Here is a 25,968-nt window from a genome sequence, read left to right on the forward strand (position 1 = left end):
GAAGCGGGCGACCGCGCAACCGAAGCCCCGCGCAAATCCTCTAACATCACCATATCATGACCATTCCCGCCGAACCGGAGCAGCACATCGGCTTCGATAATCAGGAACATTTCCCGTTTACGCCCGTCAAACCGCCACTCGTGCCAGCTTCGAACGATAGGGTCTTGGTTTTAGCGATCCGTGGTAGCAGGGCTTCGTGACCTGAATTCTGAACAAGCTGCATGAGACAAAGGGAAGATTGTTGTACTCTCGCTTGATGCAACAGTCCGCACTATGTGCCTCAATCCGCTACTTGAAGACGATCGGATCGCACGGACGCGCCATTCGGCCGCGACCTCGCTTCTCGACGATTATCGCCTCACCGGTACTTGCCTATGTGGTGCGAAGGCACATTTTTCCAACAGGTTATGCGAAAATCGCACACTGCCAGCGGCCGGGAGTCACTGGAAGGGTGGCAGGATACTTCTAAAGACGAAACCGGGCCACGCATCGACACGCAGCCCGGTCGGGGAAGATCCGTTAGCTGGGGCTAGCTGCTCTGCTTGCCCGGCTTTGCCGTCTCTCGGCCCTGCTGAGGCCGCTTGTCGCGGTCCGGCTGGCCGGGCTGACGGCGATCGCCATCTTCCTGCTGGGGCTGGCGCTCGCCTTCCGGCTTGCGGCCCGGCTGGTTGCCGGTCTGGTTCTGGTCGGGGTTGACCATGACCATTCTCCTCTCTTCAAATGCCCGGTAGTGGGCATGGAGACGACGCGCCAGAGAGAGCATTGTTCCCGATCATCATACGAGAAGACAAATAGCGCGTTTCCGGTCGGCCGAGCGGCAAAAGAAGAGCGGCAGAAGAAGATCGTCTCAGCCCCGCTGTCCGCTTGCCTGCCATACCAGGCCGGTCAGTTTGACCATCTCGCAACCGCAAACGGTGCAATAACTGACGAAGAGCCCCCGGCCCCAGGGGTTCGCCCTGAGATCGAGAAGGTGCCGGCCACAAAATTGTGCAAAATATGATCGCGTTCCTTTCACAGGTTGTGCTCCGCCCATAGCTCCTTCACCCCCCCCGGCGCGCCCATCAATGCCGACAGCAATACCGACGCCAGTACCCTGACGAGAGCCTCGACGATCAACCGGCCGGCGGCGATCATATCCTTGATCGAACCGCATCCCTACACCGAACATCAGCAGGATGCCGATTTCGGCGAACTGGTTCGCTACATCGGCGCCGCCCCCCAAGAAACCCCGAGTGAACGAGCCGACGGCCAAGCCAGCAAGCAGATAGCCGACGAGCGGCGGCAGCTTGAGCCTGCTCGCCATAAACCCGCCGATGAAGGCGAGCACCAGTCCCATGAGGAGCATGGCGAGAAGCCTGGTATCGTGGAGCAATAGCGATCCTTCCCGAAAGGTCCGCCATGCGGACGCCGGCCGCCCCATCAGCGATGGCAAAAGGTCGATCCTACGGCGGCGATAGTGCCAAGGCCATGCAACAGCGTCGATCGTACGTCAGCAAGCCAGAGACGTAGTTCCCCAAAGCGCCATCCGAGCCATCGACGAATGTGATGGCTCTACCCTAGCATTGGCCATGCATCATCCCAGATGGAGGGTATTGCATTCCATGCCTTGAGCGCCGGTGCGACTGAGAGATTCCTCCATACTCCCGCTCGACGACGGAGCCGGGTCATGCCGACTATATCAGAGGTTTTGAAGTCGGGGCGGGCTGCAGCCGCGCCTCGCGTGATGGCGTTACCTTCGCGGCATGAAGCGGACAGGCGATCGGCTGTCGAGAGCTGGAAAAATGAAGGTGGCCACTTCCCCGAGCTCGCGCCCATCCGAAACCCAAGCGCCGCAATTCCCGAGCCGGCGGCCACCGACTCCGAAAGGCAAAGAACGGAGATAGAGAGCCTGACCCGTAAGCTCGCCGACGACTTCGCCAATTGACGCGTCGGCAGGCGGTACAGCACCTATCAACATCGCACACGAGTCATTCGCCAACTGTGACGACGATATGGGCCGCAGGGCGCGACTGATCGCCCGCGGCAGGCTGTTTGGTGCAAGGCCAGCGGTGCGTTCACTCCCGCCCGTCATTTCAGCCTGATTTTTCGCGTGCCGGCTCAGGCGGCGACGGGGATATTCTGCGCACATCTCATCAAATCTCCCACCCGTCTACCAAGACCGTTGATAAAATCCCGATTAGAAACAATATAAATTACCCAATATATTTATCATGATATGAAAAAATAAATCGAATCTTGAAACCATAATTTCAGGAAACGGGGGAAATAGGGGAACTATAAAAAATACTGAGCGTTGTTTAATTGCGAGCGGCATCTTGTCAGCTCCAGGAGCCCCCAAATGTACAGGTTTATTCTCGCGGCGAATATCGCCGCCATCGCCCTTGTTCCGTCCATCGCCGGCGCACGAACGCAGTCGCAGGCGACCTGCGAAGAACAGCGCTCGACGCGCGTCGTCGCCACCATCGGTGGAGCGGCGGCCGGCGGCGTGCTCGGCAATGTCGTCGCCGGTCGTGGCGACAAGACGGTCGGAACCGTGGTCGGCGCCGCCGCAGGAGCCGTTCTCGCCAACCAGATCGCCAAACCGACGCGCGATTGCCGCGATGCCTTTGGCTATTACGACAATGAAAATCGCTGGCACGCCACCGGGGTGAACTCCTCCGATGCCCGCGGCTATTATAATCGTGACGGGATATGGGTCGATGGTCCGCCCAACGGTCGATATGGCAGCGATGGCCGCTGGGTCACTTACGCGGCGTCCAGTCGCGGAGAAGGCGACTATCGACCGGGCGGCGAATGGGTGCCCGCATCAGCGAACGGTTATTACGACCGCGACGACCTCTGGGTGCCGGGTTCGACGAGTGGCCGGTATGACGATCGCGGGCGTTGGATCGGAAACACCGCTTCAAACCCGCCAACTCGCCGCGACGACGCCTATGGCTATTACGACACCGCCGGCGCGTGGCACGCAACATTGACCGCGCGCGGCCGAGCTACCGGCTATTATGACCGCGATAACAAGTGGGTCACCGGAACGCCGAACGGCTATTATGACGAACGGCGCAACTGGATTCCCCAGCGCGAGGACGGAACGGCAAGCGGCAGCTATGACGGCCAGAACCGCTGGATACCGGCCTCTTCGGCCGGCTATTATGATGACAATGATCGCTGGATAACCGGTGCCGCAAGTGGCCACTATGATCAGCGCGGCCGCTGGGTCGCGGGCGTGACCGTCGGCCATTATGACGCGAACGGCCAGTGGATTGCCGGCGCCGCGAGCGGTCGCCGCGACGCGAACGGCCAGTGGATCGCCGATCCGCATCCCGGCTATTATGATCGGAATGGCCGATGGAACGCCGGAGTGACGACGGGCTATTACGACGCCCGCGGGCGCTGGGTTCCTACCGGGCGCGAGGGCATGGACAGCGACTATGGGGCGAACCGCCCCGCTATCCTCTCGCAGCTCGCCAACCTCGACCAATATGTCCGCACCGCGCGATCGGAGCGCACGATCGACAACCGGACGGCCATGAGTGCCAGCCGCGAGCTGCGATCCATTCGCGCCAGCGAGCGGGCCATGCGTCATGACCGGATGGACCGCCTGTCAGCGCGCAATGAAGCCGCGCTTCAGTCGAGGATCGATCGCCTGAATCTTCGCCTGCGGCTCAGCCCGCAGTAAAACGAACGCCCATCAAAAGGGGATCTGCCGCCTCCGCTCAATGCGGGGGCGGCAGTTTTTCATCCCGATCATGGCGGAAGTTGGCAGAACCATCTTGTCAACCGGCCGCGCCCGCTTCAGCCCGCACCGACCGGCGCGTCGTGCACGATCGAAACCCTAGTTCCGGGATTGGCGCCCACCGTTTCGACGGTCGCGTGAAGCTGTCTCGCCAGGGCTTCGACAATACTGGTCCCGAGGCCGGGCTTGGCCGCAGCCAGCTTGCGGGGTGTGCCTACGCCGTCGTCACGGACCGTCAGTTTCCATGCCTCGCCCAGTGCATGATAATCCACCAGGATCGCTCCACCGCGTTCGCCCGGGAACGCATGCTTCAGCGCATTGATCACGAGTTCCGTCACGATCAACCCGAGGCTGACCGAGATGTCGGCATTCACCATGCTGTCGTCCGCGCTCACCTTGAGCGAGACAAGGTCCGGGTCGCGGATCATCGAGGCGCCGAGGCTCTGGCAAAGCTGCGTGAAGTAGGCACGCAATTCGACCTCGCCCAACCGTGACGCCGCCAGATGTTGCTGGACGGTGGCAATCGACATCACGCGATTATGCGCATCGCGAAGATGGCTTCTCGTCTCTTCCGACTGCACCCGCCTCGCACTCTGCATGAGCACGCTGGCGATGATCTGAAGGCTGTTGGCGACGCGATGCTGAAGCTCCTGAAGCAGGATCGCCTTCTCGCGCAACAGGTCATCCTTCAACTTTTCGCTGATCCGCGCTTCGGTCACGTCCGAAATGGTCAGCAGCAAGCGCGGCCGGGCTAGATCGCCATAGTCGAGCATCTTCGCACGGAGCACGAGCCGGCGGGGCGCGCCCGGGCCATCGAGGTCCATTTCATAGCATTCTATCTCTGCGTCGCCGCGAAAGGTGACGCCGAGCAATGTCCGAAGTTGCGGCACGTCCCACTCGCCGTCTCCCAGTTCCATCGGCGTCCGCCCAACGGCTTGCCGCCGGTCGAACGCGAAGGCGCGGCAGAAGGACGTGCTGGCCGCAATGATCGTGAAATCCTGGTCGAGCAGCAGGGCGGGTGCATCGGAGGCGGCAATGACGGCAAGCGCGAGATTGAGCGCAACGTCGGCATGGATGGTGCGGGTCATCATGGCCCCTTTCGGGGAGACCGGAGAGCTGACGGGCTTGAAAGCCGGGTCCGGGGAGAAACGGCGCGCTCGCGAACACGAGAAGCGCGCCGCTAACATGGAGAGTATACCATGAATGCAGGCGCGTCGCGCCAAGATTCCGCTCCATCGGCGGTTACGCGCGATTGATTGAGCAAGGGGTTCGGTATTGCCTCGTGTCGCCATCGCTCACTAAATCCAAGCGACCGCTTTCAGGTGGCGAGTGACTCGGGCTGAAAGGCTGAAATCAGGCGCAAAGCCGACCTTTCAGCCACCCTGCAGCAAGAACGCCTCCCATTTCCGCAAAAGCCGGCGACGCTTTTCGATACGATCCGACCTTTGGTATGCACCGACTACTCCTGTGTCGACGGCGTGACCCAGGCAAGATTCTTTGACTTCGAACTGGGCATCCGTCTTCTCCTCGACCCAAGTTCGAAAGCTCGCCCGGAATCCATGCGGCCGGGTTTCGAGACCCGCGCGTTTCATCAACGTCGCCATTGCGGCGTCCGAAATTGGCTGGCCGCAGTACGCTGGAAACAGAAAGTTCGTGCCTGATGCTGCAACGCGATTTCGCACAATCTCCTGCGCTTCGGCAACGAGTGGAATTCAGCGGCCAATGCCCGTTTTCGTACGCTCGTCCGGTAGGGTCCAAATTTCCTCTTAGAATTCTGGGAAAGCCGAGAGGCGGACCTCGGTAGTACGGGACACCGTCAGGATCAGAAGGCGAAGCGCGCTTGCTGACACTGTCGTTTGTCCCTTCAACCATTTATAAAAGGAGGGCACCTCAGCATCGGGCATGGAAGGAATATGGGTCGTGGTTCGCCGCTGCTTGCCAAGGAGCGCCTTGGCCTTCATCGTAGCCTGAAGGTCGACCGACAGCCCGAGCGTGGCTGGGTGCCGCAGCGCGATTTGGATGCGGTTGAGTGCCTTTTCAGCAGACTCCGCTTTCTCATGCCAAATCGGCGCCAGCGTCTGTTTCAGTACATGCTGATCTACCTCCTCGATGGGATATTGGCCAATCTTGGGAATCACGTGGACGAGAAGCGGGCTCATCCACCTACCGTTTTTGCCTTCCCCCTTCAGTTCGGCTTTCCTGGCCTCGAAGCAGTCGTCAATTACCTCCCTGGCCGTCAGCGGCTTGGCTACGCACTTTAGCTTAGCTCTTTCGAAGACCGGGTCTTTCCCCTCGCGAAAGGTTCGCCGAGCGGCCTCTGCTTTTTCCCGCGCCTCAGCTATGGATACATCCGGCCATCGCCCAAGCCCCATTTCACGGCGGCGGCCATTTTATGGTGAGGCATAAAAACCACTTACCCGTTCCCTGTGTTCGCTTCACAAACCACAACCCTTGGCCGTCGGCATGCTTGCCAGGCGGGAGCGAAACCGAACTCGATTTCGAAAGGGCGTTTATGCGCAAACGAGTCCACCTTCTAGTCCACCTCAACGCATAAGATTGGATGAGACGGAGTGATATTGGATGAGGTAAGCATATCAAAATATGAGAGTAAATTCGATGATCGGTGAGGTGCGCTGCGCTGCGCTAGGATCTTAATTTTTCCCTCTCGACCGCACCAAACAGTCCTGCGGGACTTCGAAAAAAGCAGCAGTGATCCAGGATCGCCCCGCAAGGGCGCGCCTTGCCGAGGCTAAACCCCGGTCTCCGCGATCGACGTGAAGCATGATCTTTGGGTGTCGCTCCGGCGGTTTTTCGAACAGCCATTCCGGCGGGGCGGCGATCGCGGACAAAAAAGCGCCCGCCGGAATGGAACCGGCGGGCGCCAGATGAAGATTTCTGTCCTCGAACGAGGAAGAACTCTTCTGGGTCGCAAGGCGCAATTACACGCCGCGACCGGGCCGCGATTGGACGAAAGCGCCAAATCGTCCCCTGATATCACACTCTTGCTAGAGAGCTTTGGCAGCGCCGCAACGGCGGGCCGGGGCCCGCCTATGCCGAAAACAGCTCGGCGCGGGTGAAATCGACCGATCCCGCCTCGCTGCCGAGACGCAGCCTGCCAAGCCGCCGGTTCCAATAGCTTTCCGACCCGTCGGCCAGCCGCCACGCGTGCAGGCGGCGGGTGAAGAGCTGGAGGTCGTATTCCTCGCTGATTCCGATCGCGCCATGAACGGCGTGCGCGCTCGCCGCGATCCGCGCCGCCGCCTTGCTGGCGACCGACTTCGCCGTGGCGGCGGCCGCGAGCGCCGGCGGGAAGGCGCCCGCGCAGCCGAGCTGCGACGCGATGCGCGCGGCAACCGCGTCCTCGGCCATGACCGCCATCGTCTGCTGCAGCGCCTGCTGGCGCCCGATCGGCTTGCCGAACTGGATGCGCTCGTTCGCATAGGCTGCGGTCATTTCGACGAGCCGGTCGGCCGCCCCCGCGATCAATGCGGCGCGCAGCACCGCTGCCAGGGCGCGCAGTCCGGCTTCGGGCGCGGCGAAGGCGTCGGCGCCCGGCAACGCGTCCCAGCGCATCACCGCCGAGAGGTCGCCGGTCACGCCCGTTGCTTCGGGGTCGCCCGAGGCAGCCGCGACCAGATGCAGCCTCCCCTCGCTCTCGACCAGAACATGGTGCGCGACCCGCCCGAACGGCACGACGGTGCGCCGCCCCTGGCCGGCAACGGCGAGCGCGACCGGTCCGTCGGGGATCGGCCGTCCGGCCGCGGCGAGCAGCGCGCGCGCGATCATCGTCTCGCCGACCGGCAGCGGCACGGCCCGCCGCCCGAGTTCCTGCCACAGCGCATTGGCGACCGCGAGCGGCAGGCCGGCGCCGCCCGCATCCTCGCCGACCAGCGCGTCGAGAAAGCCCGATGCCGCAACCTCGGCCCACATCGCATCGGCGCTCCCGCCACGCTCGACGGCGCGCACCGCGGCGGGCGCCGCGATCGTATCGAGCATCCGCGCGAAGGGTTCGATCAGATCCGCCGCGTCCATCAGCGTAGTCCCATGCCGCGCGCGACGATGCCGCGCAGGATTTCCCGCGTCCCCCCGCGCAGCGAAAAGCTGGGCGCGAGGTGGGTGACGTAGAGCAGCGTCCGGTAGAGCTCGGCATCGACCGCCTCGTCCGGCCACGCGGCAAGGTCGGCGCCGATCGCCACCGGCAGCTCCTGTTCGAAACTGGTGCCCAGGTCCTTCACCAGCGATGCCTCGACGACCGGGCTCTCCCCCGCGGCGAGGCGCGCGGTGCAGGCGATCGACATCGCGCGCAGCACGCCAAGCCGCGCGGTGAAATCGCCGACCAGATCGAGCGTCGCGGTGTCGTCGCGCCCGACGCCACGCAGGTGGCGGATCCACGCATCGAGCAGCACGACGCTCGAATAGATGCGCTCGGGCCCGCTGCGTTCGAACGCCAGTTCGGCGGTCACCTGCTTCCAGCCCTCGCCCTCATGGCCGATCAGCGCCTCGGCGGGAAGGTCGACATCCTCGAAGAACACCTCGGCAAAATGCGCGTCGCCGGCCAGATCGACGATCGGCCGCACGGTGACGCCCGGCGCCTTCAGGTCGATGATCAGCTGCGACAGGCCTGCGTGCCGATCCTCGCTGCTGCCCGAGGTGCGGAGCAGCGCGATCATATAGTCGCTGTGCATCGCGTTGGTGGTCCAGATCTTCTGCCCGTTGACGCGCCAGCCGGTCTCGGTCCGCGCCGCGCGGGTGCGGACGCTGGCGAGGTCGGACCCCGACCCCGGCTCGCTCATTCCGATGCAGAAGAACAGCTCGCCGCGGCAGATGCGCGGGATATAATATTGCCGCTGCTCCTCGGTCCCGAAATTGAGGATCAGCGGCGCGCTCTGCCGGTCGGCGATCCAGTGCGCCGCGACCGGCGCCCCTGCCGACAACAGTTCCTCCACGACCACAAAGCGCACGAAGGGTCCGCGCTCGTGCCCGCCATAGCGCTTGGGGAGCGTCAGGCCCAGAAAGCCGGCCTCGCCGAGCCGCCGGCTGAACGCGGCATCGAACCCCGCCCACGACCGGGCGCGGCGATCGTCGGGCAATGCCGCGACCGCCTCGGCGACGAGCGCGCGGATCGCGGGACGGATCGCTTCGTCTTCGGGCGGCAACGCCGCCAGGGTCAATGTGTCGAACAGCGTCCCGCCTCCCGCTTCTTGCCCGTCCGTACGCCCGGCTGGCGGCACATTGCAGCCGCGCGCATCGGGATCAACCGATTTCCTCCGCCAATCGCTCCCGAAAGCGCGCGAGGCGCGCGACCGCTTCGTCGAGGACCGCACCCTCCTTGGCGAAACACAGCCGGACGATAGGCGCCGGGCCGCCGCCCTCGCACAGCGCCGAAACGGGGATCGACGCCACCCCCGCCTCCCGCACCGCGCGCTCGCTGAACAGGCGGTCGTCGATCGCGAGTCCCGATGCCGCGAGGTCGACGCACAGGAACCATGTCGCCGCGCCGGGCAGGACGGCGAAGCCCGCGCCGGTCAAACCGTGCGCCAACCGTTCGCGGCCCGCGGCCCAGGCGGCGCGCTGCGGTGCGAACCAGCCCTCTGGCCGGTCCAGACCCTCGGCGACCGCCCATTGCAACGCCGGCGGCGTCGTGAAGGTCAGGAACTGGTGCGCACGGCCGATCGCGCGCGCCATGCCGGGCGAAGCGCAGAGCCATCCGACCTTCCACCCCGTCAGCCCGAATATCTTCCCCGCCGACCCGATCTTGACCACGCGCGCCGCCATGCCGGGCAGCGAGGCGAGCGACCGGTGCGCGATTCCGTCGAAGCGGACATCCTCCCACACCTCGTCGCAGATCGCGACCAGATCGTGCCGCCGGCACAGGCCGGCGATCATCGCAAGCTCGGCGGCGCTCGCGACCGTGCCCGCCGGGTTGAGCGGATCGTTCAGTACCAACGCCCGCGTGCGCGGCGTGATCGCGCGCTCCAGCGCATCGGCGTCATAGTGCCAGCCGGGCGGGCGAAGATGGACCGACACCGGCGTGCCGCCCGCCCGCCGGATCATCGGCGCATAGCTGTCATATGCGGGCTGGAACAGGATGACCTCGTCGCCCGGCCCGACCAGCGACAGGAAGGTGGCGGCAAGCGCCTCGGTCGCGCCCGACGTCACGATCACCTGCTCGCTCTCGAGGGCCATTCCCTGCCGCCGCGCATAGAAGCGGCAGATCGCCTCGCGCAGTTCGGGGATCCCCCAGGCCGGGGGATATTGCTGCGACCTTTCGTGCAGCGCGCGCACGGCGGCGTTCAGCATGTCGGGCGACGGCGGCCCGTCGGGAAATCCCTGCCCCAGATTGATCGCGCCGTGCGCGCGGGCGAGCCCCGACATATGCTCGAAGATCGTCGGCGCCATCGCGTCGTAAATCGGGTGAATGGCGGGCATCATGCTCCGGCGCGTCATGGGTGGCGGTCTGCACACGATGTTCGCACCGATGGACGCTGTAAAGGGGGCAGCCGTGCGTCGCCCCTTCGGGCAACCGGGCCGCGGACTCTATGCCCGCTGGACCTCCGGCTGCCGCTGGGCCCCGGCGGGGTCGTAAGCCGCCTTCATCCGGGCGAACATCATCACCTGGCTCGTCATGATGTCGATCTGCGCCGCGATACCCTCGTCGGTCAGCAGCCCGTCGGGATCGAACAGCGGCTGGCTGCTGTTCGCGGTGACCGCCATCGGGGTCGGCCAGCCGCGCAGCGCATGGGTGATCGAACGCAAGGTCGCGAGCGTGCTTCCCGCCGCCTGCCAGCCGCCCGCGACCGCGACCAGCCCGACGGCACGGCCATCGAAATAGGGCTGCGCGTCGGAGACGAGATCCTGCGCATAGTCGAGCGCATTCTTGACCACCCCCGACACGGTGCCGTGATAGGCGGGCGAGGCGACGATGATCCCGTCGGCATCGCGCAGCGCGCCGGTCAGCGCCTCTGCCTTCGCGCACCGCTCGCTATGGTGCGGGGCATAGAGCGGCAGGTCGATCGCTTCGCCCGCGAACAGCATCGTATCGGCACCCCGCGCCTCGCAGCGCGCAAGCGCGTGGCGAAGCAGCCGCTCTGCCGAGCCGCCGGTCGTGGCATTGCCCCCCAGCGCGACGATGTGCGGACGGCGGACGGAAACGGGACGATCGATCATCACGCTCTCCCTTAGTTGAAGGTCACCTGGCTACCGCCGCGCAGGAAGGCGATCGCGTTGCGGCGAAGGTGGTTGGTGCCGGGATTGAGGATCGGCTCGGGCGAATATTGCGCCAGATAGACGCGGCGCATGTTCGGGGTTGAATTCGATCCGGTCGCGTGGAGCGCAAGGCTGGAAAAGGCGACAACGCTGCCCGCAGGGACTTCGAGCGTCACACCCTCATCGTCGCCGGTGTAGCCGACCAGATCGTTGCTCCCCGGCTGACGGACGTGCGGGACGATGCCTTTGCGCGTCTCGGGCGCCTGCGAAAAGGGCATGATGCGCACGGTGCCGTTCGCCACCGTGGTATCGTCGAGCGTGCACCAGCAAGTGAGGTACGGCTTGTGGTCGGCGGGGCCGCCATTGCCGACGACATAGCCCGAATCCTGGTGCCAGCTGAACGGCATGCCTTCGCTGGCGCCCTTCACGACATATTGGTCGTAGAAGAAATAGGCGTCGTCGCCGAGCGTCGCGCGGCAGATGTCGGCCATCGTTTCGCTGAACAGCATCTTCCTGAGGTCGGGCTGCTTGCGCTGGCATTCGCCGGCGAAATAGCGCTTGCCCTTGTGGCTGATACCGTCGACCTCGACCCCCAAAGCGTCGAGCCGGGCGTCCTCGCGCTCGATGACGCGACCGCATTCCTCGCGCAGCAGGTCGAGCAGCGGGCCTTCGAGAATGCGTTCGAACACTGCATAGCCTTCGGTCGCGAACTGTTCGCGCTGAGCCGCGTAATCCATTTCCGTCTCTCCCGGATTTATCCGATAGCGACTCGATACCCCCAAATCGGCCATCGTATCCAATCGAATTGCATCCCTCAGCCATACGTCTATACTATGGCTCATGCGAATGAGGCAGGTCGAGGCGTTTCGCGCCGTGATGATAAGCGGGGGCATCACCGCCGCCGCGACGATGCTGAACATCAGCCAGCCATCGGTGAGCCGGCTGATCGCCGACATGGAGCGGGCCGTGGGGTTCCGGCTCTTCGACCGACGCGGCGCGCGCGTCCATCCGACCGCGCAGGCGCAGGCGCTGTACGAAGCGGTGCGGCGAAGCTACGCGGGGCTCGACCTGCTCGACCAGGCGGCGCGGCGTATCCGCGCGCACCCGGTCGGCACGGTGCGCATCGCGGCGCTGGCCGCCATCGCCATGTCGGTGCTGCCCGCGGTGATCGCGCGCTTTCGCATCCTCTATCCTGAGATCAAGATCACGGTCGAATCGCTGGGCCAGCGCGCGATCGAAGAACGCGTCTTCCTGGGGCAGGCGGACCTTGGCATCGGGGTCGATGCGCCGGGGCGCGAAGGCATCAGGTCGACGCTGCTCGCGCGCGCCGAATATGTCTGCATCCTGCCCGCGAACCACCCGCTTGCGGCGCGGCCGCAACTCGCGGTGGCGGATCTGGCGGGGGAGGAGTTCATCGGCCCGATGCACGAGGCCGACGCGCTGTGGAACGGGATCGACGCTGCGCTCGACCATTCGGGTATCCCGGTGTCGCGGCGGCTGGAGACGCAGCATTCGCAGATATTATATGCCTTCGTCGAGGCGGGGCTGGGCGTGTCGATCGCCGAACCGTTCAGCGCCCCGCTGTTCCACCGGCTGAACGTTGCGGTGCGCCCGATCGCGCCGCCGGTCTATCTCGATTTCGCACTGCTCGAGCCCGACATCGGACCAACGCCCGAGATCGTCGCGTGGCTGAATGCCGATGTGGCGCGCGAGACGACAGCGTGCCTCGCGCATGTGCGAAAGGTTGTGTCTTCCAATTAGGATCAGGCCGCCATGCGCAGCCGGTTCCGTCCCTCGCGCTTCGCCGCATAGAGTGCCTGGTCGGCGCGGTGGAGCAATTCCTCGGCGTCAAGCTCGCCGTCATAGACCGCCAGCCCGATGCTGACCGTCGCGGGCGGCAGATCGCCGCCGCCGTCGTCGGCCTCGATCGCCTTGCGCAGCCGTTCGGCGACCAGTTCGGCCGCCTGCGCGCTCGACCGCTGGAGGATGCACACGAACTCCTCGCCGCCGAAGCGCCCGACCATGTCCTCGTCGCGCAGCGACGCCTTGGCGCGCCGCGCGACGCGGCGGATCACTTCGTCGCCGACCGCGTGGCCGAACTCGTCGTTGATGCGCTTGAAATGGTCGATGTCGAAGATCGCGACCGCCAGCGGCGCCCCATGGTCGCGCGCGCCGACCATCGCCTTTTCGAGGAAGGCCAGCGTGTGGCGCCGGTTCGGCAGGCCGGTCAGCATGTCGGTGTTGGCGACCCGCTCGGCCGCGTTCCGCGCCGCTTCGAGGATGCGGGCATTCTCGACCGTCTCGGTGACGTCCTGCAGCGTTCCGAAGATGCCGACGGGCTTGCCGCCACGCCCCGTCTCGATCAGTCCGTGCGACTTGACGTGCCTGACCTCGCCGTCGGCGCGCCGCAGCCTGCCCTGATATTCGAAGGGCTGACCGGTTTTCACTGCCTCCCGCAAGATGCTTTGCGCGATTTCCCGGTCCTCGGGCAGATATTGCTCCATGCTGTATTCGACGTCGACTGGCGTGCCGGGGGCGAGCCCGTGGATGCGATAGGTCTGATCGGACCATTCGATCGCCCAGCGCACCAGGTCGACGCGCCAATGGCCGACGAGCGCCGCGGCTTCGGCCTGCAACAAGGAACGATTGCTCTGTTCGAGCCGCCTCGCCAGCCGCCGCTGGGCGACGAGCAGCGCGGCGAGCGGCAGCGTCGTGAACAGCATCGCGAGCAGGTAGAATTGCAGGAACAGGACGCGCGTCGTCCGATCGGCCTCGATCGCGGCCACCGGTCCCATTCCCTGACCGGTCAACAGCGAGGTAATGATCGTCACGATCAGCATCGCGGTCGCGGCGCCGAACGGGCCGACGCGATAGGCGGCGGCGACCACCGCGATACACGGCAGGAAGGTCGAGGGGAAATGCGCCTGCGAAAAGGCGATTGCGGTCACCGCGGCGGTGGCGGTCAGGATCAGCACCGCCTCGCCCTTCATCCGCGCCGGGGCGTGCTCCAGCGCCTTCGAGCCGATCAGCCGCGCCAGCGTCACGATCGGCGGCGTCACGATCAGAATGCCGAGCGCGACCGTCGTCAGCCACGACAGGAAGAAATCGAGGCTGCGCCCGCCCAGACTGGCGCCGACGAGCGCCGTCGCGATCGAGGCGCTGAGTGCGCTTGCCGACAGCGCGGCGATGCAGAAATTGGCGAAGGAGCGCGGGACCATGAACGACAGTTCGCCGGCTTCACGGCGGCGGATCAGCCACAGCGCGGTACAGGCCTCGCAGCCGTTGGCGACGGTGAAGGCGGCCGACAGGGCGAGGCTCGATCCGCCGAGCATGTTCGCGGCCAGGCTCGCCACGGCCATGCCGGCCAGCGACGCGAGGCGGGCATGGGCGGGCATCAGCAACAGCAGCGCGAGCAGGTAACCGCTCGGCGGCCACACCGCAGCAGTGTTGTCGGCCCCCTTGGTGGCATGGAGCGACACGGCGGCCAGCAGGAAATAGCCGAACGCCGTCAGCAGCGCCCATACCGCCACTTCGACTCGGGGAGAGTGCGACCGCGTCATGGGGTTACCCTAGGTCGACGCTGGCAAATAAAGCGCTAAGATTTTCCCCGTTTTGTACCATTTCGCCGCCATACCTCCCCCGGGCAGGCTGGGTCGCGGTGTCAGTCGACCCCGCCAAAGGTCATTCCGACCACCTGCTCGACCATCGCCTCGTCCCATTCTATGCGGCGGTCAAGCACCAGCATCGCAAGGCCGTGGACCAGCGACCAGGCGTGCAGCGCCGCGACATCGACCTTTTCTTCCAGATGGGGCAGCGATTGCTGGACGCCGGCGCGGAGCAGGCCATAGGCGACATCGCCGCCGTCGCTGCCCTTTTCCTGATAGCGTTCGGGCATCTGGCGCGTGAAGCTCAGGCGGAACACCGCAGGCTCGTCGTGCGCGAAGCGGACATAGGCGACGCCGATCGCCAGGAAGCCGGTGCGGCCGCCGCCGGCGCGCAGCCACGCCTGCGCCTGCAGCGCGCCGAGGCGGCGCAGCCCTTCGTCGGCGAGCGCGTCGAGCAGCGCCTCCTTGTCGGGAAAATGGCGGTAAAGCGCGGTCGCACTGACCCCGACGTCGCGTGCCAGCGCCCGCAGGCTGAGCTCGGCGCCGTCGCCTTCCTCCAGCCGCCTCAGCCCCGCCGCGATCACCGCCGCGCGCAAGTCGCCATGATGATAGGTGCCCGTGGTTTTCCCGCCGGCATTTTCCATGTTGACACTGTTATCTTGTTCGGCCATGTTGTCACCGTAAACATTCCGAGTCGTCCGCGCAACCCCCACACCGCGCGACACCTTCGTAACCTTCCACTTAAGGAGCATCGACATGGCGAGCAACGTAGAAAGCCTGATCCGCGGCGCGGTGAAGAAAGGCATCGGCGCCGTCGCCGACTTCAACCGCAAGCGCCTCCCCACCCCCGCCGACGCGCATCCCTATCTCACCGGTATCCACAAACCGATGGACGAGGAACTGACGCTGGAAGCGCTGCGCGTCGACGGCGAAATCCCCGCGGCGCTGACCGGCCGCTATCTGCGCAACGGCCCAAACCCGGCGGTCGCCCCCGATCCCGCGAGCTACCACTGGTTCACCGGCGCGGGCATGGTCCACGGCATCCGCATCGAAGGCGGCAAGGCCGACTGGTATCGCAACCGCTGGGTCCGCGGCACCGAAGCCTGCGCCGTGCTTGGCGAGGAAATCCCGGCCGGCCCGCGCGAGGAAAGCAACGACGCCCCGAACACCAATGTCATCGGCGTCGACGGCCGCACCTTCGCGATCGTCGAGGCGGGCGGCAAGCCCGTAGAGCTCGGCTATGAGCTGAACACGATCGCGCACAACCCGTTCGACGGGACGCTGAAGGGCCCGTACACCGCGCACCCGCACCTCGACCCCGCGACGGGCGAGATGCATTCGATCACCTACAAGGGCGACGACTTCAACACCGTCTGGCACGTCGTCGTCGACAGCAAGGCCCATGTGATCCGCGAGCTTGCCATCCCGGTCAGCGACGGCCCGTCGATCCACGACTGCGCGATCACCGAAAATTATGTGCTCGTCCTCGACCTGCCCGTCACCTTCTCGATGAAGCGCCTGCTCGCGGGCCATAGCTTCCCCTATGCGTGGAACGAGAAGCATCCCTCGCGCGTCGGCCTTCTCCCCAGGAAAGGCAACGCGGACGACATCGTCTGGATCCCGATCGATCCCTGCTATGTCTTCCACCCCGCCAACGCGTTCGAGACCGTGGACGGCAAGGTGATCGTCGATGTCGTCGCGCACGAGACGATGTTCGCGGAATCCACGCGTGGCCCCGACAGCCAGAAGGCGCAGATGGAGCGCTGGACGCTCGATCCGGTCGCGCGAACCTCGATGCGCTCCGTCATCCACGGCCATGCCCAGGAATTCCCGCGTTACGACGAGCGGCTGACCACCAAGCCCTATCGCTATATCTATACGATCGCGATTCCCGACGCGGCCAGGTCGGAATGGCAGCTCGCCGATACGCGGTTGTTCCGCCACGACCTCGATAAGGGCGTGACCGACATCCACGACTTCGGCCCCGGTCGCCATCCCGGCGAGTTCGTCTTCGTCCCGCGCAGCGAACAGGGCGCCGAGGATGACGGCTGGCTGATTGGCCTCGTCGTCGACATGAATGACGAGACCACCGATCTCGTCATCCTGAACGCCGACGATTTTACCGGGTCACCGCAAGCTGTGGTTCACCTGCCGCACCGTGTTCCGCCGGGATTTCACGGAAACTGGGTCGCGGATTGACCATATCGGGGCGCCTGATCAGCGCCTCGGTAACGCGCAGCGACCGCTCGTTGTCGACATCGATCGCCGTCGCCCCGTTGCTCACCAGCAGCGGGGCGATGTCGACTTTCAGGTGGCGCGAAATGCGCTGGAAGATGTGGTGGATCGGCCCGAGCCCGAAGCGGAAGCGCAGCAGGTTGACAAGGCCGAAGGCACGGATGATGCGGACGGGCTTCTTGACGAACTGACCACCGCCGCGAAACGCCTCGGCCGCGCGGAGCGCCGACCGGTCGCCGATCCAGTAGGCGTTGCAATTCGAGACCGCGACGTCGGAAAATTCATAGAAGCGCCGCTGCCCCTCGGGATGAACCGCGAGCACATCCTCGCGCCGTGCGAGCGCGACCCCCGCCCCGACGCCGAGCCGCGCCGCCTCGGCGCCGATCTCGGTGATCGTCGCGGGGGTCAGCAGGCAATTGTCGGCCGTGGTGATGAACAGCGGAAACTCGGCCTGTTCGGCAACCGCCAGCACCGAGTCCGCCAGATTGTCGGCCGCTGACACAATCGTCAGCCGGTCGCCCAGTCGCTCGACCACCTCGTCGGCAAGGTCATCAAGCAGTTTATGATGATGCGTCGAGACGAAGATATGCGCGGCATTGGTCTGCGCCGCGCTGTCGAGCACATGCGCGATCATCGGGCGGCCTGCGACCGGAACGAGGCATTTGTCGCGAACGCCATGCGCCTCGGCCAGCGCGTCGACCGCGCCCGGGCGGCGCCCCGCGAGGATCAGGATCGAGCCGCTCATGCCGCATTCCTCCGCGCAAAGCCTACAAGCTGGCGAATCATGCTCTCGGCCACGATCGTCTCGATCAGGTCGGCCTGGGTGAAACCCGCGGCGATCGCGGCGCGGCCGAACACCTTCTCCGACCAGAGATTGCAGTTGAGATTGACTTCGAGAAGCCGGATTTCGCCCGTCGCGAAATCGACACGAAATTCGAAGCGGCCATAGTCGAAGGGCCGGAAAACCTCCGCCATCTCCATCGTATAGCGAACGAGCCGCGCACCGACCTCGGCGTCGTCGAACAATTTGAGACTGTATTTCTGGCTACGGTCGACGAGGTCGCGCTTTTCCTGATAGGTACGCAGGTGGCTCGGGTCGGCCTGTTCAAATATCATCATCGGCAACATTGCGGGGACGCCATCGGTCGTGATGACGGGCACCTCTACGTCGCTCCCCTCGATAAACGGTTCCACGATCGCGTCATGATCCAGCGCATGAATTTCAGCGACCGCCTGCGCGAGTTCGCTGCGGTCTTGCGCGTCGCGAATACCCCACGAGGCCGAGCTGTTGTTCGGCTTGATCACCCAGCGCCGCGCAGGCGGGCATCGTGCAACGTCGACCGGCGCGCCGCGGCGAAAAAGCGACCAGGGCGCGGTCGGAATACTCCGCGCCGCCGCTTCCAGCTTGGTCAGATGCTTGTCGTCTGAGAGCCCGCGGATGATTGGCGACGCCCCGACATAAGGCATCCCCAGCCGGTTACAGAGCAGCGGCAGGAGCATCTCCGAATTAAAGAAGCCGCCCCTGTTGAGCAGCGGGAAGACGAAATCGGCGTCGGGCCTCGCGAATAGGTCGGCATAGTCATCCGCGATGACGAGCGGTATCCCCAGCGCCTCGAGTATCTCGCGCGTCTCGCGATGATAAAGCGCGTGATTGCCGTCGTCGGGATGCAATCCGCCGGTCCAGCGCGCATGTTTGGCGATGAAAAGGAGCCGCTGCGTGTCGCGCAGGCGTTCGGGGAGCCGGGTCGGCACGAGGTCGGTGGTTCGCATGTGACGGATTCACCATGGCAAGGTTGCACCGCGATGACTTTTCAATGACCGGGCTGACACCAAACCGCCAAATCAGTGTCATCCTGCGCCGGTAGTTTGCAGCAAATCTCCTCCGTTCCGGATAGCTCCCCATGCTCCTGAATTCGCAAAGTTTAGACTACGCCTCCTCGCGCGCGCGCACCCGATACTCGGCGCGCCTCACCTCCGCGCTGGTCAGTGGAGGCGACGGACGCATCCGGCTAGATGCGCAGGGGCGCAATCAATATCATGCGAGCGCCGCGCCGAGCGACGCGCTCGCCTATGGCTCATCGACCATCAGCAGCATTTCAGCCCACGCATTCGACATGCTGATCGGCCACTGGCGCGACCGGCTCGACCAGCCGGTGGCGAGCGCCGACTATATCGAGGGGCTGGGCGCGATCCGCGAACGGCTCGGCGATTATTTCGGCCTCGCGGGCGAGGCCGCGATCGTCTTTGCAGCGTCGGGAACCGATCTGGAATATGTCGGTCTCGCCGCCGCTTATGACGGTCATCCCTTGACCGCGGTGCTGCTTGGCCGTGACGAAGTCGGCAGCGGCTGCGTCCATAGCGCCGCCGGCCGCTTTTTCGCAGGAGAAACCGCAACCGGCGCGCGCGTCGTCGCGCAAGCTGCGATCGACCCGGCATTCGCCGGTACCGAACTGATCGACGTCGCGGTGCGCGACGCAACAGGCAATCCGCGCGCTTCGGCAGCGGTGACCGCCGAACTGTCGCTCCATATCGAGCGTGCGGCGGCGCACCGGCGGCGCGCGGTCGTGCACGTCGTGCACGGATCGAAGTCCGGGCTGACCCTTCCCGCGCTCAACGATGTCGAGCGACTCGTCGCGACGCATGGTGATGCGATGACGATCGTCGTCGATGCCTGCCAACTCCGCATTACCCCGGCGGTGGTCCGCCGGTATATCGCGCTCGGCTGCGTGGTATTGATGACCGGATCGAAATTCGCTGGCGGTCCGCCGTTCAGCGGCTTTGCGCTGGTTCCAGCCTCGGCGCGGGATCGAGCGCAGCCTTTGCCGGAAGGATTTCGGCGCCTTTCAAATCGCGCCGAGTGGCCCGCGGATTGGCCCGGCGCCGATCGCCTGCACGCGACGGGCAACTTCGGACTCCTGCTTCGTCTGCAAGCAGCGCTCTTCGAAATGGAGCGCTTTGCCGCGCTGCCCGAGGACCGCGTTGCGCATGTCGCCGCGCGGTTTGGCCACCATGTGATGCGCCTCGTTGAACGGCTCGAACTCGCCGAGGTGCCTGGCGCCGGGACGAGTTGCCTCGCAACCGAGACGCTTCGCACGCTCGATCTGTCGGCGCGTTGGCCGCAATGCGATTTCGATGCAGCGAAAGACATGCACGCGCTGATCGCGTGCCAGACGCGGCAGTGGCTGGGGCAGGAAATCCGGCTCGGCCAGCCGGTGAAGACCCACCCGCTTTTCGATGGCCGGATCGCGGGTACGCTCCGCCTGTCGCTTTCGATGCCGTTGCTCACCGAGCTGGCCGGGCTGCCGGACGGCGCGCTTGATGCGCGTCTCGATCGCGACATGTCACTCATCGGCGCGGCGATCTCGACCGCAGGCGCGGTGCGCTTCGCGGCGCCACGGCCCGCCCCTGTCGATTGAGCAGGTAAGCGATCCGGAACATGACGAACGGGACCGGAATCTTCGCCGCGCCGTCCGGCCGGCACGGCTCGTCGTGGAATCCGCCGCATTTTTGCAGCACTTTCCGACTGCCGCTCGTTTGTCCCTCGCTATGACGAAAAATCTCCCCCTCTCCCGCTCCGCCACGAGCGCGATTGCCGCGTTCCTGGCCCTGTCCACCCCCACTGCTTTCGCGCAGGAAGCGCCGGTCGTCCCGATGACGCCGCCGGTCGCCGAACCGGCGGCGCCGCCGACCGTGCAGCCGCCGAGCCCCACGGCGCCGACCGCCGCGCCTACCGCCGCCGAGCCAGCGGCGCCGCCGCCGGTGATCCGTGTCCCGACGGTGATCGAAACGCCGCCGGCGCCGAAGGCCGCCGAACCGCGCGCCGCCGCCGCTCCGGCCCGCGAGGCGCGTCCGGCGCCGCGCCAGCGCGCTGCGGCCCCGGCTCCGGTCCGGGCGCGCGCCGCCGTGCCGACCGAACCCACTGCCCCGGTGCTGACCGAGGAGGTCGCACCCATCGCGGCACCGGTCGCCAAGCCCGTCCAGCCGATCGCCGAACCCGCCCCGGTGCCGGTCGAGAAGGTGGCGACCGGCGGCGACAGCTTCCCTTGGGAAATCGCCGGTGGCCTTGCCGCGTTGCTGGTTGCGGGCGCCGCAGGTTTCGCGCTGATGCACCGCCGCCGCGCCGCGACCGAAGTCTGGGAATTCGACGAGAGCCATCGCAGCGCCGAATGGGTGCCGTCGGCCGAACCGGCCTTTGCCCGCGAGGAAATTGCCCGCGCGGACATCGCCGCGGCCTCCGTCGCCGAGCCTGTGCCCGCGCAGCCGGTCACCGCCGCCGCGACCGGCTTCACCCCGGTGCCGACCCGCAGCATGGGTCGCCACGAAGCGCTTGCCATGGCGGGTCCGACGCCGGACAATCCGTTCACGACGCTGAGCAAGCGCCTTGCCCGCGCCCGGTTCCTCGATCGCCAGGAACGCGCCGACTATGACGCGGCGCTGGCGACGAGCCAGCCGCAGACCGAACAGGCCCCGGTGCGCAAGCCGGTCAGCGCGTGGGAAATCTCGCAGCGTCAGACCGTCCCCGCCCCCGCCGAGCAGGAGGTCCGCCGCCTGCAGCCCGGAGGCATCCGCAAGGATCTGAAGCCCGGCTGGACGCGCAACTGATCCGCCCGCTCGCGGGCCAATGAAAAAGGGCGGCGCCGCGAGGCACCACCCTTTTTCTTTGTCGCAAGCACGGCGGGCGAACCCGCCGGACCCGAACCGAATTACTTCAGTTCGACGGTCGCGCCGGCGGCGAGAAGCTTAGCCTTCAGCTCTTCAGCTTCAGCCTTGTTCACGCCTTCCTTGACGGCCTTCGGCGCGCCTTCGACGAGCGCCTTGGCTTCGCCGAGGCCCAGACCGGTGATCGCACGGACTTCCTTGATCACGTTGATCTTGTTGCCGCCGTCACCCGTCAGGATGACGTCGAATTCGGTCTGCTCTTCAGCAGCCGGGCCGGCAGCGGCAGCGGCCGGAGCGGCAGCCACAGCAGCGGCAGCCGAAACGCCCCACTTTTCTTCGAGCATCTTCGAAAGGTCAGCCGCTTCCAGAACGGTCAGCGCCGACAGGTCTTCAACGATCTTTGCGAGATCAGCCATGTTCATTCTCCATCAGAACCGGGATATCCCGGTAGGTAGTTTCAAGGTTAGTTCGAAATCACGCTGCTTCTTTGGCGGCATATGCGCCAAAAACCCGCGCCAGCTGACCCGCCGGGGCTGCGGCAATCTGCGCAACCTTGGTGGCCGGAGCCTGCACCAGACCGATGATCTTGGCACGCAGCTCGTCGAGCGAGGGAAGCGAAGCCAGCGCTTTCACGCCATTCACGTCGAGGACCACGTCGCCCATGCCGCCGCCAACGATTTCAAGCTTGTCGTTGGTCTTGGCAAATTCCACGGCGATCTTCGCAGCCGAGACCGGGTCGGTCGAGGTTGCAAGGGCCGTGGGACCGGTCAGCAGGTCGCCGATACCGGTGTAGGACGTGCCATCGAGCGCGATTTTGGCAAGACGGTTCTTCGTGACGCGAAAGTCGGCCCCTGCGTCGCGCATCTGCTGGCGCAGAACCGTCGACTGGGCGACGGTCATGCCGAGGTTGCGGACGACCACAACCGAGGCGGCATTTGCCAGCGTAGCGTTCAGCGAGGATACGGCTTCGGCCTTTTCCGTACGATCCATGCCTATACTCCACTCATCTGCCCGGATGCGCGGGGCGCCGAAACGCACGCGCCGCCGGGCGGCTAACACACGCTAAGACAGACGCAAGCCAAGGCTCGCCTGTCCTTCACGCAACGATGTCCGATGGGGTCGGTCAAGCCGCTTGCGCCTGCATCGCAGGCGGGCGACCGATAAAAGACTGTTCCCCGTCTCGGCTGGAAATTAAGAAGGGCAGATTCCCTTCACCAACTGTCTCGGACGGAATTGCCGCAGGAGAACCCGCGGCAACACGGGGGCGCTCATAGCGGGAATGGGCGGGGAGTCAAGGAAATCGGCGGAAGTTGGCTAACTTCGCGCACATCGCGACGGTTGCCCCTTGCAAAGTCTGTTTTACGATATATCTTAGATACATCGAATCGCATGAAGGAGTTTGCTATGCGACATGGAATGAACCGGCATGGCTGCGGCGAGCGCCATGCCATGCATCGGATGATGCGCGAGGCGATGCGGCATGGAATGCGCGGGGGCGGCCGCGGTTTCGGATATGGCTTTGGCGGGCGCCACGGGCGCGGCGACGACGACGGCCGCGGCCGGCGCCGGCGGATGTTCGACAGCGGCGAGCTGCGGCTCGTGCTGTTGAAGCTGATCGCCGACGAACCGCGCCACGGATACGATTTGATCCGCCAGATCGAGGAGCTGACCGGCGGCGCCTATGCGCCGAGCCCGGGCGTGATCTACCCCACCCTCACCCTCTTGGGCGACATGGGGCTGATCGAGGCGGCCGACAGCGACGGCGCCAAAAAGCTGTTCGCGATCACCGCAGCCGGCCAGGCCGAACTCGACGCGAACAAGGACGCGGTCGAGGCGCTGATCGCCCGGCTGGCCGAGGTCGGCGACGAGCGCCAGCGCACCGACAGCGCCTCGGTCCGCCGCGCGATGGGCAATCTCCGCGCCGTGCTGATGAACCGGCTGGGCGACCGCGACCTCGACGAGCCGACGCTGCACGCCGTCGTCGCGCTGATCGACGAGGCCGCGCAGAAGATCGAGCGGCTGTGATGGCAAATGTCGTCGCCAACGTCCCGACCGGGCACGCGAGCAAATATCTGCAGCAGCTGTGCAAGCACTGGCAGCATAGCCTGCCGGTCGAATTCACCGCCGATCATGGCACCGTGACCTTCCCCAAGGATGCACGCGGTGCCACCTGGGCTGGCGACGCGCTGGTCACCTTCGATGCGGGCGCCGACGCGCTGACGGTGCGCATCGATGCCAGCAGCGACGCGCATGTCGAGGCGATGACGGGCGTGGTGGCCCGGCACCTCGACCGGTTTGCGTTTCGGGAAGCGCCTTTGGCGTTCGACTGGCAGCGCGTTTCATCCTAAAGCAGCAGGCGAGGTGGGAGAATCGGCAAAATTTGCCAGTTTCTTCGTCAAGGAAAGGAAATTCCGTGTCCGAACCTCAAGGTCTGCTTTGCCCCCCCTGCCGCGTAAATTTGACGATGTCGGAGCGTCAGGGGATCGAGATCGACTATTGCCCGCAGTGCCGCGGCGTCTGGCTCGACCGCGGCGAGCTCGACAAGATCATCGAGCGCAGCGAAGGCGCCGGAGCGCCGCCCCCGCGGCAGGCCGCGCCGCAGCCGCAATATCGCGAGCCGCGCTATGACGACGATCGACACTATGCAAAGCCCTACAAGAAGAAGAGCTATACGAAGAGCTTCCTCAGCGATCTGTTCGATTGACCGAGCATTCCTCCCTGTGCCGCAGGCATGGGGAGGTGGCAGCGCGGAGCGCTGACGGAGGGGCGATGACGCTGCCCCTCCACCACGCGCTCCGCGCGCGGTCCCCCTCCCCACCGCTTCGCGGCAGGGAGGATCCTATCCCGCCACGGCATTTCGCCGCGCGTAGGCGAAATAGACCGCCAGCCCGGCAAGGTTCCAGATGCCGAACCAGATCTGCGTCTTCGCCGGCAGGCTGAGGAAAAGATAAAGACAGCCGAGCACCGCGATCCCGCCGACGACCCAGGGCATCGGCGTGCGGAAGGTGCGCGGCGCGTCGGGCGCGCGGCGGCGCATGATGAGCATGCACAGCGACACCGCGGTGAAGGCCGCGAGGGTCCCCGCGTTGGCGAGCGCGGCGAGTTCGTCGAGCGGAATGAAACCCGCGAGGATCGCGACGACGATCGCGGTAAAGATGGTGATGCGCACCGGCGTCCCGCGGCCCGACAGCCTGGCGAGCCCCTTGGGAAGCAACCCGTCGCGCGCCATGGTGAAGAAGATGCGGCTCTGCCCGAAGAAGAAGGCGAGGATCACCGTCGGCAGCGCCACGATCGCCGAGATGGCGAGATATTTCGCGGCAAGCGGCTGGCCGAGTTCGCGCAGGATCAGCGCGAGCGGTTCGGGGCTGTTGGCGAATTTGCTGTAGGAAATCGCACCGACCGCCGCGACGGCGACGAGGATATAGATCGCGACGCAGGCGAGCATTGATCCGACGATCCCGATCTTGAGGTCGCGGTCGGGATCCTTCGCCTCCTCGGCCGCGGTCGCGATCGCATCGAAGCCGTAGAAGGCGAAGAAGATGATCGCAGCGGCCGCCATGATCCCGCGCTCGACGCCGTCGGGGGCGACATGCTTTGCAAAGCCGAAGGGGCTGAAGGGTTCGAGGTTCGCGGCGTCGAACGCCGGCAGCGCGACCGCAACGAAAACGGCGAGCGCGATGATCTTCACAACGACGAGGATCGCGTTGACGGTGGCACTCTCGCGCGTGCCATAGAGCAGCATCCCCGCGACCACCGCGATGATCGCAATCGCGGGCAGGTTGACGATCCCGCCAAGCTCGGGCCCCTGCATCAGGTCCATCGGCACGTTCGCCCACGCCTGCAGCAGCGGCGCGGCATAGCCCGACCAGCCGACCGCGACCGCGCTGACGACAAGCGAATATTCGAGGATCAGGCTCCAGCCGACGATCCACGCGATCAGCTCGCCGATCACGACATAGCTGTAGGTGTAGGCGCTGCCCGATGCGGGAATCATCGTCGCCATTTCGGCATAGGCGAGCGCGGCGCAGGCGCAGATCAGCCCCGCGACGAGGAAAGAGACGATCACGGCTGGCCCCGCCTTGTCGGCGCCGACGCCGATCAATGTCAAAATGCCGGTGCCGACGATCGCGCCGACTCCGAGCGCAACGAGGTGCGGCCAGCTGAGCGTCCGCGCGAGCCCGTGCCCCTCCTGCTGTTCCGGAACGATGGTCTTGCGACGCAGCAGGCTGTCGGTCATTCGGGCTCCCCTTAGGCTATGGCCCGCTTGTAAGGGAGTGACGCGTCAGCGCAAGATAATGACGACGGCGGAGGCTGGGATGGACCGGCCGTGGCATCGCGCGCCATGGCGGGCATGGTTCTCTGCGGGCGGCGGGAATGGCAGGACCATCAAGGTCGCCTTCCGGGCTTTAGCTGCCCTTTGCGGCCGATCTGGCTTTAATGACCGGGAACGACCGAAATAAGCCGTCGCCCCCGCGCAGGCGGGGGCCGCTGTCGGTTTACGCTGCGGCGCAGGAAAAGGCCGATGGCGGC

Annotated in this window: 25 protein-coding genes and 2 pseudogenes; 9 read left to right on the forward strand and 18 right to left on the reverse strand. The window is 65.5% G+C overall.

What is annotated here, in order from left to right:
- Window positions 1–56: 56 nt before the first annotated feature.
- On the forward strand, window positions 57–200 hold the full coding sequence (locus QOL79_RS11340) for a hypothetical protein (protein WP_283419649.1): 144 nt from the start codon (window positions 57–59) through the stop codon (window positions 198–200).
- Window positions 201–529: 329 nt separating this feature from the next.
- Here QOL79_RS11340 and QOL79_RS11345 read toward each other — a convergent pair whose 3' ends face one another.
- The 3 genes and pseudogenes from QOL79_RS11345 to QOL79_RS19595 form a co-directional block, all read right to left on the reverse strand.
- A complete protein-coding gene (locus QOL79_RS11345; protein WP_283419650.1) occupies window positions 530–700 on the reverse strand; it encodes a hypothetical protein in 171 nt (56 codons plus the stop codon).
- A gap of 311 nt (window positions 701–1,011) precedes the next feature.
- Window positions 1,012–1,134 (reverse strand): hypothetical protein, encoded by a 123-nt coding sequence (locus QOL79_RS11350; protein ID WP_283419651.1) that lies wholly within the window; start codon window positions 1,132–1,134, stop codon window positions 1,012–1,014.
- Window positions 1,135–1,201: 67 nt separating this feature from the next.
- Window positions 1,202–1,420: pseudogene (locus QOL79_RS19595) on the reverse strand (hypothetical protein); the annotation flags it as partial.
- Between the two features lie 918 nt (window positions 1,421–2,338).
- Between QOL79_RS19595 and QOL79_RS11360 the strand changes: the two are divergent.
- Window positions 2,339–3,676 (forward strand): glycine zipper 2TM domain-containing protein, encoded by a 1,338-nt coding sequence (locus QOL79_RS11360; protein ID WP_282949504.1) that lies wholly within the window; start codon window positions 2,339–2,341, stop codon window positions 3,674–3,676.
- Window positions 3,677–3,792: 116 nt separating this feature from the next.
- Here QOL79_RS11360 and QOL79_RS11365 read toward each other — a convergent pair whose 3' ends face one another.
- The 8 genes and pseudogenes from QOL79_RS11365 to QOL79_RS11395 form a co-directional block, all read right to left on the reverse strand.
- Window positions 3,793–4,956 (reverse strand): sensor histidine kinase, encoded by a 1,164-nt coding sequence (locus QOL79_RS11365; protein WP_282949503.1) that lies wholly within the window; start codon window positions 4,954–4,956, stop codon window positions 3,793–3,795.
- Window positions 4,957–5,499: 543 nt separating this feature from the next.
- Window positions 5,500–5,973 (reverse strand): phage integrase central domain-containing protein, encoded by a 474-nt coding sequence (locus tag QOL79_RS11370; RefSeq protein ID WP_502957487.1) that lies wholly within the window; start codon window positions 5,971–5,973, stop codon window positions 5,500–5,502.
- A 36-nt stretch (window positions 5,974–6,009) separates the two neighbouring features.
- A pseudogene (locus QOL79_RS19600) lies at window positions 6,010–6,108 on the reverse strand (integrase arm-type DNA-binding domain-containing protein); the annotation flags it as partial.
- A gap of 673 nt (window positions 6,109–6,781) precedes the next feature.
- Window positions 6,782–7,765 (reverse strand): acyl-CoA dehydrogenase family protein, encoded by a 984-nt coding sequence (locus tag QOL79_RS11375; protein WP_283419653.1) that lies wholly within the window; start codon window positions 7,763–7,765, stop codon window positions 6,782–6,784.
- A complete protein-coding gene (locus tag QOL79_RS11380) occupies window positions 7,765–8,904 on the reverse strand; it encodes an acyl-CoA dehydrogenase family protein (protein ID WP_283419654.1) in 1,140 nt (379 codons plus the stop codon). Before QOL79_RS11380 ends, QOL79_RS11375 begins: the two co-directional genes overlap by 1 nt.
- An 82-nt stretch (window positions 8,905–8,986) precedes the next feature.
- Entirely contained in the window at window positions 8,987–10,180 is a 1,194-nt protein-coding gene (locus tag QOL79_RS11385; RefSeq protein ID WP_283419655.1) for an aminotransferase, read from the reverse strand.
- A 90-nt stretch (window positions 10,181–10,270) separates the two neighbouring features.
- Window positions 10,271–10,900, reverse strand: a complete 630-nt coding sequence (locus QOL79_RS11390) for an NADPH-dependent FMN reductase (protein ID WP_283419656.1) — start codon at window positions 10,898–10,900, stop codon at window positions 10,271–10,273.
- Between the two features lie 11 nt (window positions 10,901–10,911).
- Window positions 10,912–11,676 (reverse strand): phytanoyl-CoA dioxygenase family protein, encoded by a 765-nt coding sequence (locus QOL79_RS11395; RefSeq protein WP_058456942.1) that lies wholly within the window; start codon window positions 11,674–11,676, stop codon window positions 10,912–10,914.
- Window positions 11,677–11,779: 103 nt separating this feature from the next.
- Here QOL79_RS11395 and QOL79_RS11400 point away from each other — a divergent pair, with 103 nt between their 5' ends.
- Window positions 11,780–12,700: a LysR substrate-binding domain-containing protein gene (locus QOL79_RS11400; RefSeq protein WP_082657804.1), complete on the forward strand. Its 921-nt coding sequence runs from the start codon at window positions 11,780–11,782 to the stop codon at window positions 12,698–12,700.
- A gap of 2 nt (window positions 12,701–12,702) precedes the next feature.
- Here the strand turns inward: QOL79_RS11400 and QOL79_RS11405 are convergent, their stop codons facing one another.
- Both QOL79_RS11405 and QOL79_RS11410 read right to left on the reverse strand, forming a co-directional pair.
- Window positions 12,703–14,499, reverse strand: coding sequence for a sensor domain-containing diguanylate cyclase (locus tag QOL79_RS11405; protein WP_283419657.1), 1,797 nt, complete (start codon window positions 14,497–14,499; stop codon window positions 12,703–12,705).
- Window positions 14,500–14,600: 101 nt separating this feature from the next.
- Window positions 14,601–15,215: a TetR/AcrR family transcriptional regulator gene (locus QOL79_RS11410; protein WP_283419658.1), complete on the reverse strand. Its 615-nt coding sequence runs from the start codon at window positions 15,213–15,215 to the stop codon at window positions 14,601–14,603.
- Between the two features lie 85 nt (window positions 15,216–15,300).
- Here QOL79_RS11410 and QOL79_RS11415 point away from each other — a divergent pair, with 85 nt between their 5' ends.
- A complete protein-coding gene (locus tag QOL79_RS11415; RefSeq protein ID WP_283419659.1) occupies window positions 15,301–16,743 on the forward strand; it encodes an 8'-apo-carotenoid 13,14-cleaving dioxygenase in 1,443 nt (480 codons plus the stop codon).
- On the opposite strand, the gene QOL79_RS11420 is transcribed toward QOL79_RS11415, so the two are convergent.
- The gene (locus QOL79_RS11420) at window positions 16,664–17,524 is read right to left on the reverse strand and encodes an NTP transferase domain-containing protein (RefSeq protein WP_283419660.1); all 861 of its coding nucleotides are present in this window, start codon (window positions 17,522–17,524) and stop codon (window positions 16,664–16,666) included. The two genes, QOL79_RS11415 and QOL79_RS11420, sit on opposite strands and share 80 nt — an antisense overlap.
- On the reverse strand, window positions 17,521–18,549 hold the full coding sequence (locus tag QOL79_RS11425) for a D-alanine--D-alanine ligase family protein (RefSeq protein WP_283419661.1): 1,029 nt from the start codon (window positions 18,547–18,549) through the stop codon (window positions 17,521–17,523). The genes QOL79_RS11420 and QOL79_RS11425 overlap by 4 nt, the downstream gene beginning before the upstream one ends.
- A gap of 131 nt (window positions 18,550–18,680) precedes the next feature.
- Between QOL79_RS11425 and QOL79_RS11430 the strand changes: the two genes are divergently transcribed.
- A complete protein-coding gene (locus tag QOL79_RS11430) occupies window positions 18,681–20,195 on the forward strand; it encodes a hypothetical protein (protein WP_283419662.1) in 1,515 nt (504 codons plus the stop codon).
- Between the two features lie 130 nt (window positions 20,196–20,325).
- A complete protein-coding gene (locus QOL79_RS11435; RefSeq protein ID WP_283419663.1) occupies window positions 20,326–21,381 on the forward strand; it encodes a hypothetical protein in 1,056 nt (351 codons plus the stop codon).
- Window positions 21,382–21,482: 101 nt separating this feature from the next.
- Here QOL79_RS11435 and rplL read toward each other — a convergent pair whose 3' ends face one another.
- Window positions 21,483–21,854, reverse strand: coding sequence for a 50S ribosomal protein L7/L12 (gene rplL, locus QOL79_RS11440; protein ID WP_204991555.1), 372 nt, complete (start codon window positions 21,852–21,854; stop codon window positions 21,483–21,485).
- 58 nt (window positions 21,855–21,912) lie between these two features.
- Window positions 21,913–22,428, reverse strand: a complete 516-nt coding sequence (rplJ, locus tag QOL79_RS11445; protein WP_058456935.1) for a 50S ribosomal protein L10 — start codon at window positions 22,426–22,428, stop codon at window positions 21,913–21,915.
- A 483-nt stretch (window positions 22,429–22,911) separates the two neighbouring features.
- On the opposite strand from rplJ, the gene QOL79_RS11450 reads away from it, so the two are divergent.
- The 3 genes from QOL79_RS11450 (at window position 22,912) to QOL79_RS11460 (ending at window position 24,142) form a co-directional block, all read left to right on the forward strand.
- Window positions 22,912–23,463: a PadR family transcriptional regulator gene (locus tag QOL79_RS11450; RefSeq protein WP_204992042.1), complete on the forward strand. Its 552-nt coding sequence runs from the start codon at window positions 22,912–22,914 to the stop codon at window positions 23,461–23,463.
- Window positions 23,463–23,786: a DUF2218 domain-containing protein gene (locus QOL79_RS11455; protein WP_283419664.1), complete on the forward strand. Its 324-nt coding sequence runs from the start codon at window positions 23,463–23,465 to the stop codon at window positions 23,784–23,786. The genes QOL79_RS11450 and QOL79_RS11455 overlap by 1 nt, the downstream gene beginning before the upstream one ends.
- Window positions 23,787–23,902: 116 nt before the next feature.
- On the forward strand, window positions 23,903–24,142 hold the full coding sequence (locus tag QOL79_RS11460; protein ID WP_058456933.1) for a TFIIB-type zinc ribbon-containing protein: 240 nt from the start codon (window positions 23,903–23,905) through the stop codon (window positions 24,140–24,142).
- A 135-nt stretch (window positions 24,143–24,277) separates the two neighbouring features.
- Here the strand turns inward: QOL79_RS11460 and QOL79_RS11465 are convergent, their stop codons facing one another.
- Entirely contained in the window at window positions 24,278–25,675 is a 1,398-nt protein-coding gene (locus QOL79_RS11465; RefSeq protein ID WP_283419666.1) for an amino acid permease, read from the reverse strand.
- Window positions 25,676–25,968: the final 293 nt, after the last annotated feature.

Origin of the sequence: Sphingopyxis sp. Geo48, from assembly GCF_949769155.1 — a bacterium.
In the GTDB taxonomy this organism is placed as follows: Bacteria; Pseudomonadota; Alphaproteobacteria; order Sphingomonadales; family Sphingomonadaceae; genus Sphingopyxis.

Excerpts from the sequence above, each read along its gene's own strand:
- QOL79_RS11340 (WP_283419649.1), top strand. The coding sequence starts at position 57 with ATGACCATTCCCGCCGAACCGGAGCAGCACATCGGCTTCGATAATCAG.
- QOL79_RS11345 (WP_283419650.1), bottom strand. The coding sequence starts at position 700 with ATGGTCAACCCCGACCAGAACCAGACCGGCAACCAGCCGGGCCGCAAG.
- QOL79_RS11350 (WP_283419651.1), bottom strand. The coding sequence starts at position 1,134 with ATGATCGCCGCCGGCCGGTTGATCGTCGAGGCTCTCGTCAGGGTACTG.
- QOL79_RS11360 (WP_282949504.1), top strand. The coding sequence starts at position 2,339 with ATGTACAGGTTTATTCTCGCGGCGAATATCGCCGCCATCGCCCTTGTT.
- QOL79_RS11375 (WP_283419653.1), bottom strand. The coding sequence starts at position 7,765 with ATGGACGCGGCGGATCTGATCGAACCCTTCGCGCGGATGCTCGATACG.
- QOL79_RS11385 (WP_283419655.1), bottom strand. The coding sequence starts at position 10,180 with ATGACGCGCCGGAGCATGATGCCCGCCATTCACCCGATTTACGACGCG.
- QOL79_RS11390 (WP_283419656.1), bottom strand. The coding sequence starts at position 10,900 with ATGATCGATCGTCCCGTTTCCGTCCGCCGTCCGCACATCGTCGCGCTG.
- QOL79_RS11395 (WP_058456942.1), bottom strand. The coding sequence starts at position 11,676 with ATGGATTACGCGGCTCAGCGCGAACAGTTCGCGACCGAAGGCTATGCA.
- QOL79_RS11400 (WP_082657804.1), top strand. The coding sequence starts at position 11,780 with ATGCGAATGAGGCAGGTCGAGGCGTTTCGCGCCGTGATGATAAGCGGG.
- QOL79_RS11405 (WP_283419657.1), bottom strand. The coding sequence starts at position 14,499 with ATGACGCGGTCGCACTCTCCCCGAGTCGAAGTGGCGGTATGGGCGCTG.
- QOL79_RS11410 (WP_283419658.1), bottom strand. The coding sequence starts at position 15,215 with ATGGCCGAACAAGATAACAGTGTCAACATGGAAAATGCCGGCGGGAAA.
- QOL79_RS11415 (WP_283419659.1), top strand. The coding sequence starts at position 15,301 with ATGGCGAGCAACGTAGAAAGCCTGATCCGCGGCGCGGTGAAGAAAGGC.
- QOL79_RS11420 (WP_283419660.1), bottom strand. The coding sequence starts at position 17,524 with ATGAGCGGCTCGATCCTGATCCTCGCGGGGCGCCGCCCGGGCGCGGTC.
- QOL79_RS11425 (WP_283419661.1), bottom strand. The coding sequence starts at position 18,549 with ATGCGAACCACCGACCTCGTGCCGACCCGGCTCCCCGAACGCCTGCGC.
- QOL79_RS11430 (WP_283419662.1), top strand. The coding sequence starts at position 18,681 with ATGCTCCTGAATTCGCAAAGTTTAGACTACGCCTCCTCGCGCGCGCGC.
- QOL79_RS11435 (WP_283419663.1), top strand. The coding sequence starts at position 20,326 with ATGACGAAAAATCTCCCCCTCTCCCGCTCCGCCACGAGCGCGATTGCC.
- rplL (WP_204991555.1), bottom strand. The coding sequence starts at position 21,854 with ATGGCTGATCTCGCAAAGATCGTTGAAGACCTGTCGGCGCTGACCGTT.
- rplJ (WP_058456935.1), bottom strand. The coding sequence starts at position 22,428 with ATGGATCGTACGGAAAAGGCCGAAGCCGTATCCTCGCTGAACGCTACG.
- QOL79_RS11450 (WP_204992042.1), top strand. The coding sequence starts at position 22,912 with ATGCGGCATGGAATGCGCGGGGGCGGCCGCGGTTTCGGATATGGCTTT.
- QOL79_RS11455 (WP_283419664.1), top strand. The coding sequence starts at position 23,463 with ATGGCAAATGTCGTCGCCAACGTCCCGACCGGGCACGCGAGCAAATAT.
- QOL79_RS11460 (WP_058456933.1), top strand. The coding sequence starts at position 23,903 with ATGTCGGAGCGTCAGGGGATCGAGATCGACTATTGCCCGCAGTGCCGC.
- QOL79_RS11465 (WP_283419666.1), bottom strand. The coding sequence starts at position 25,675 with ATGACCGACAGCCTGCTGCGTCGCAAGACCATCGTTCCGGAACAGCAG.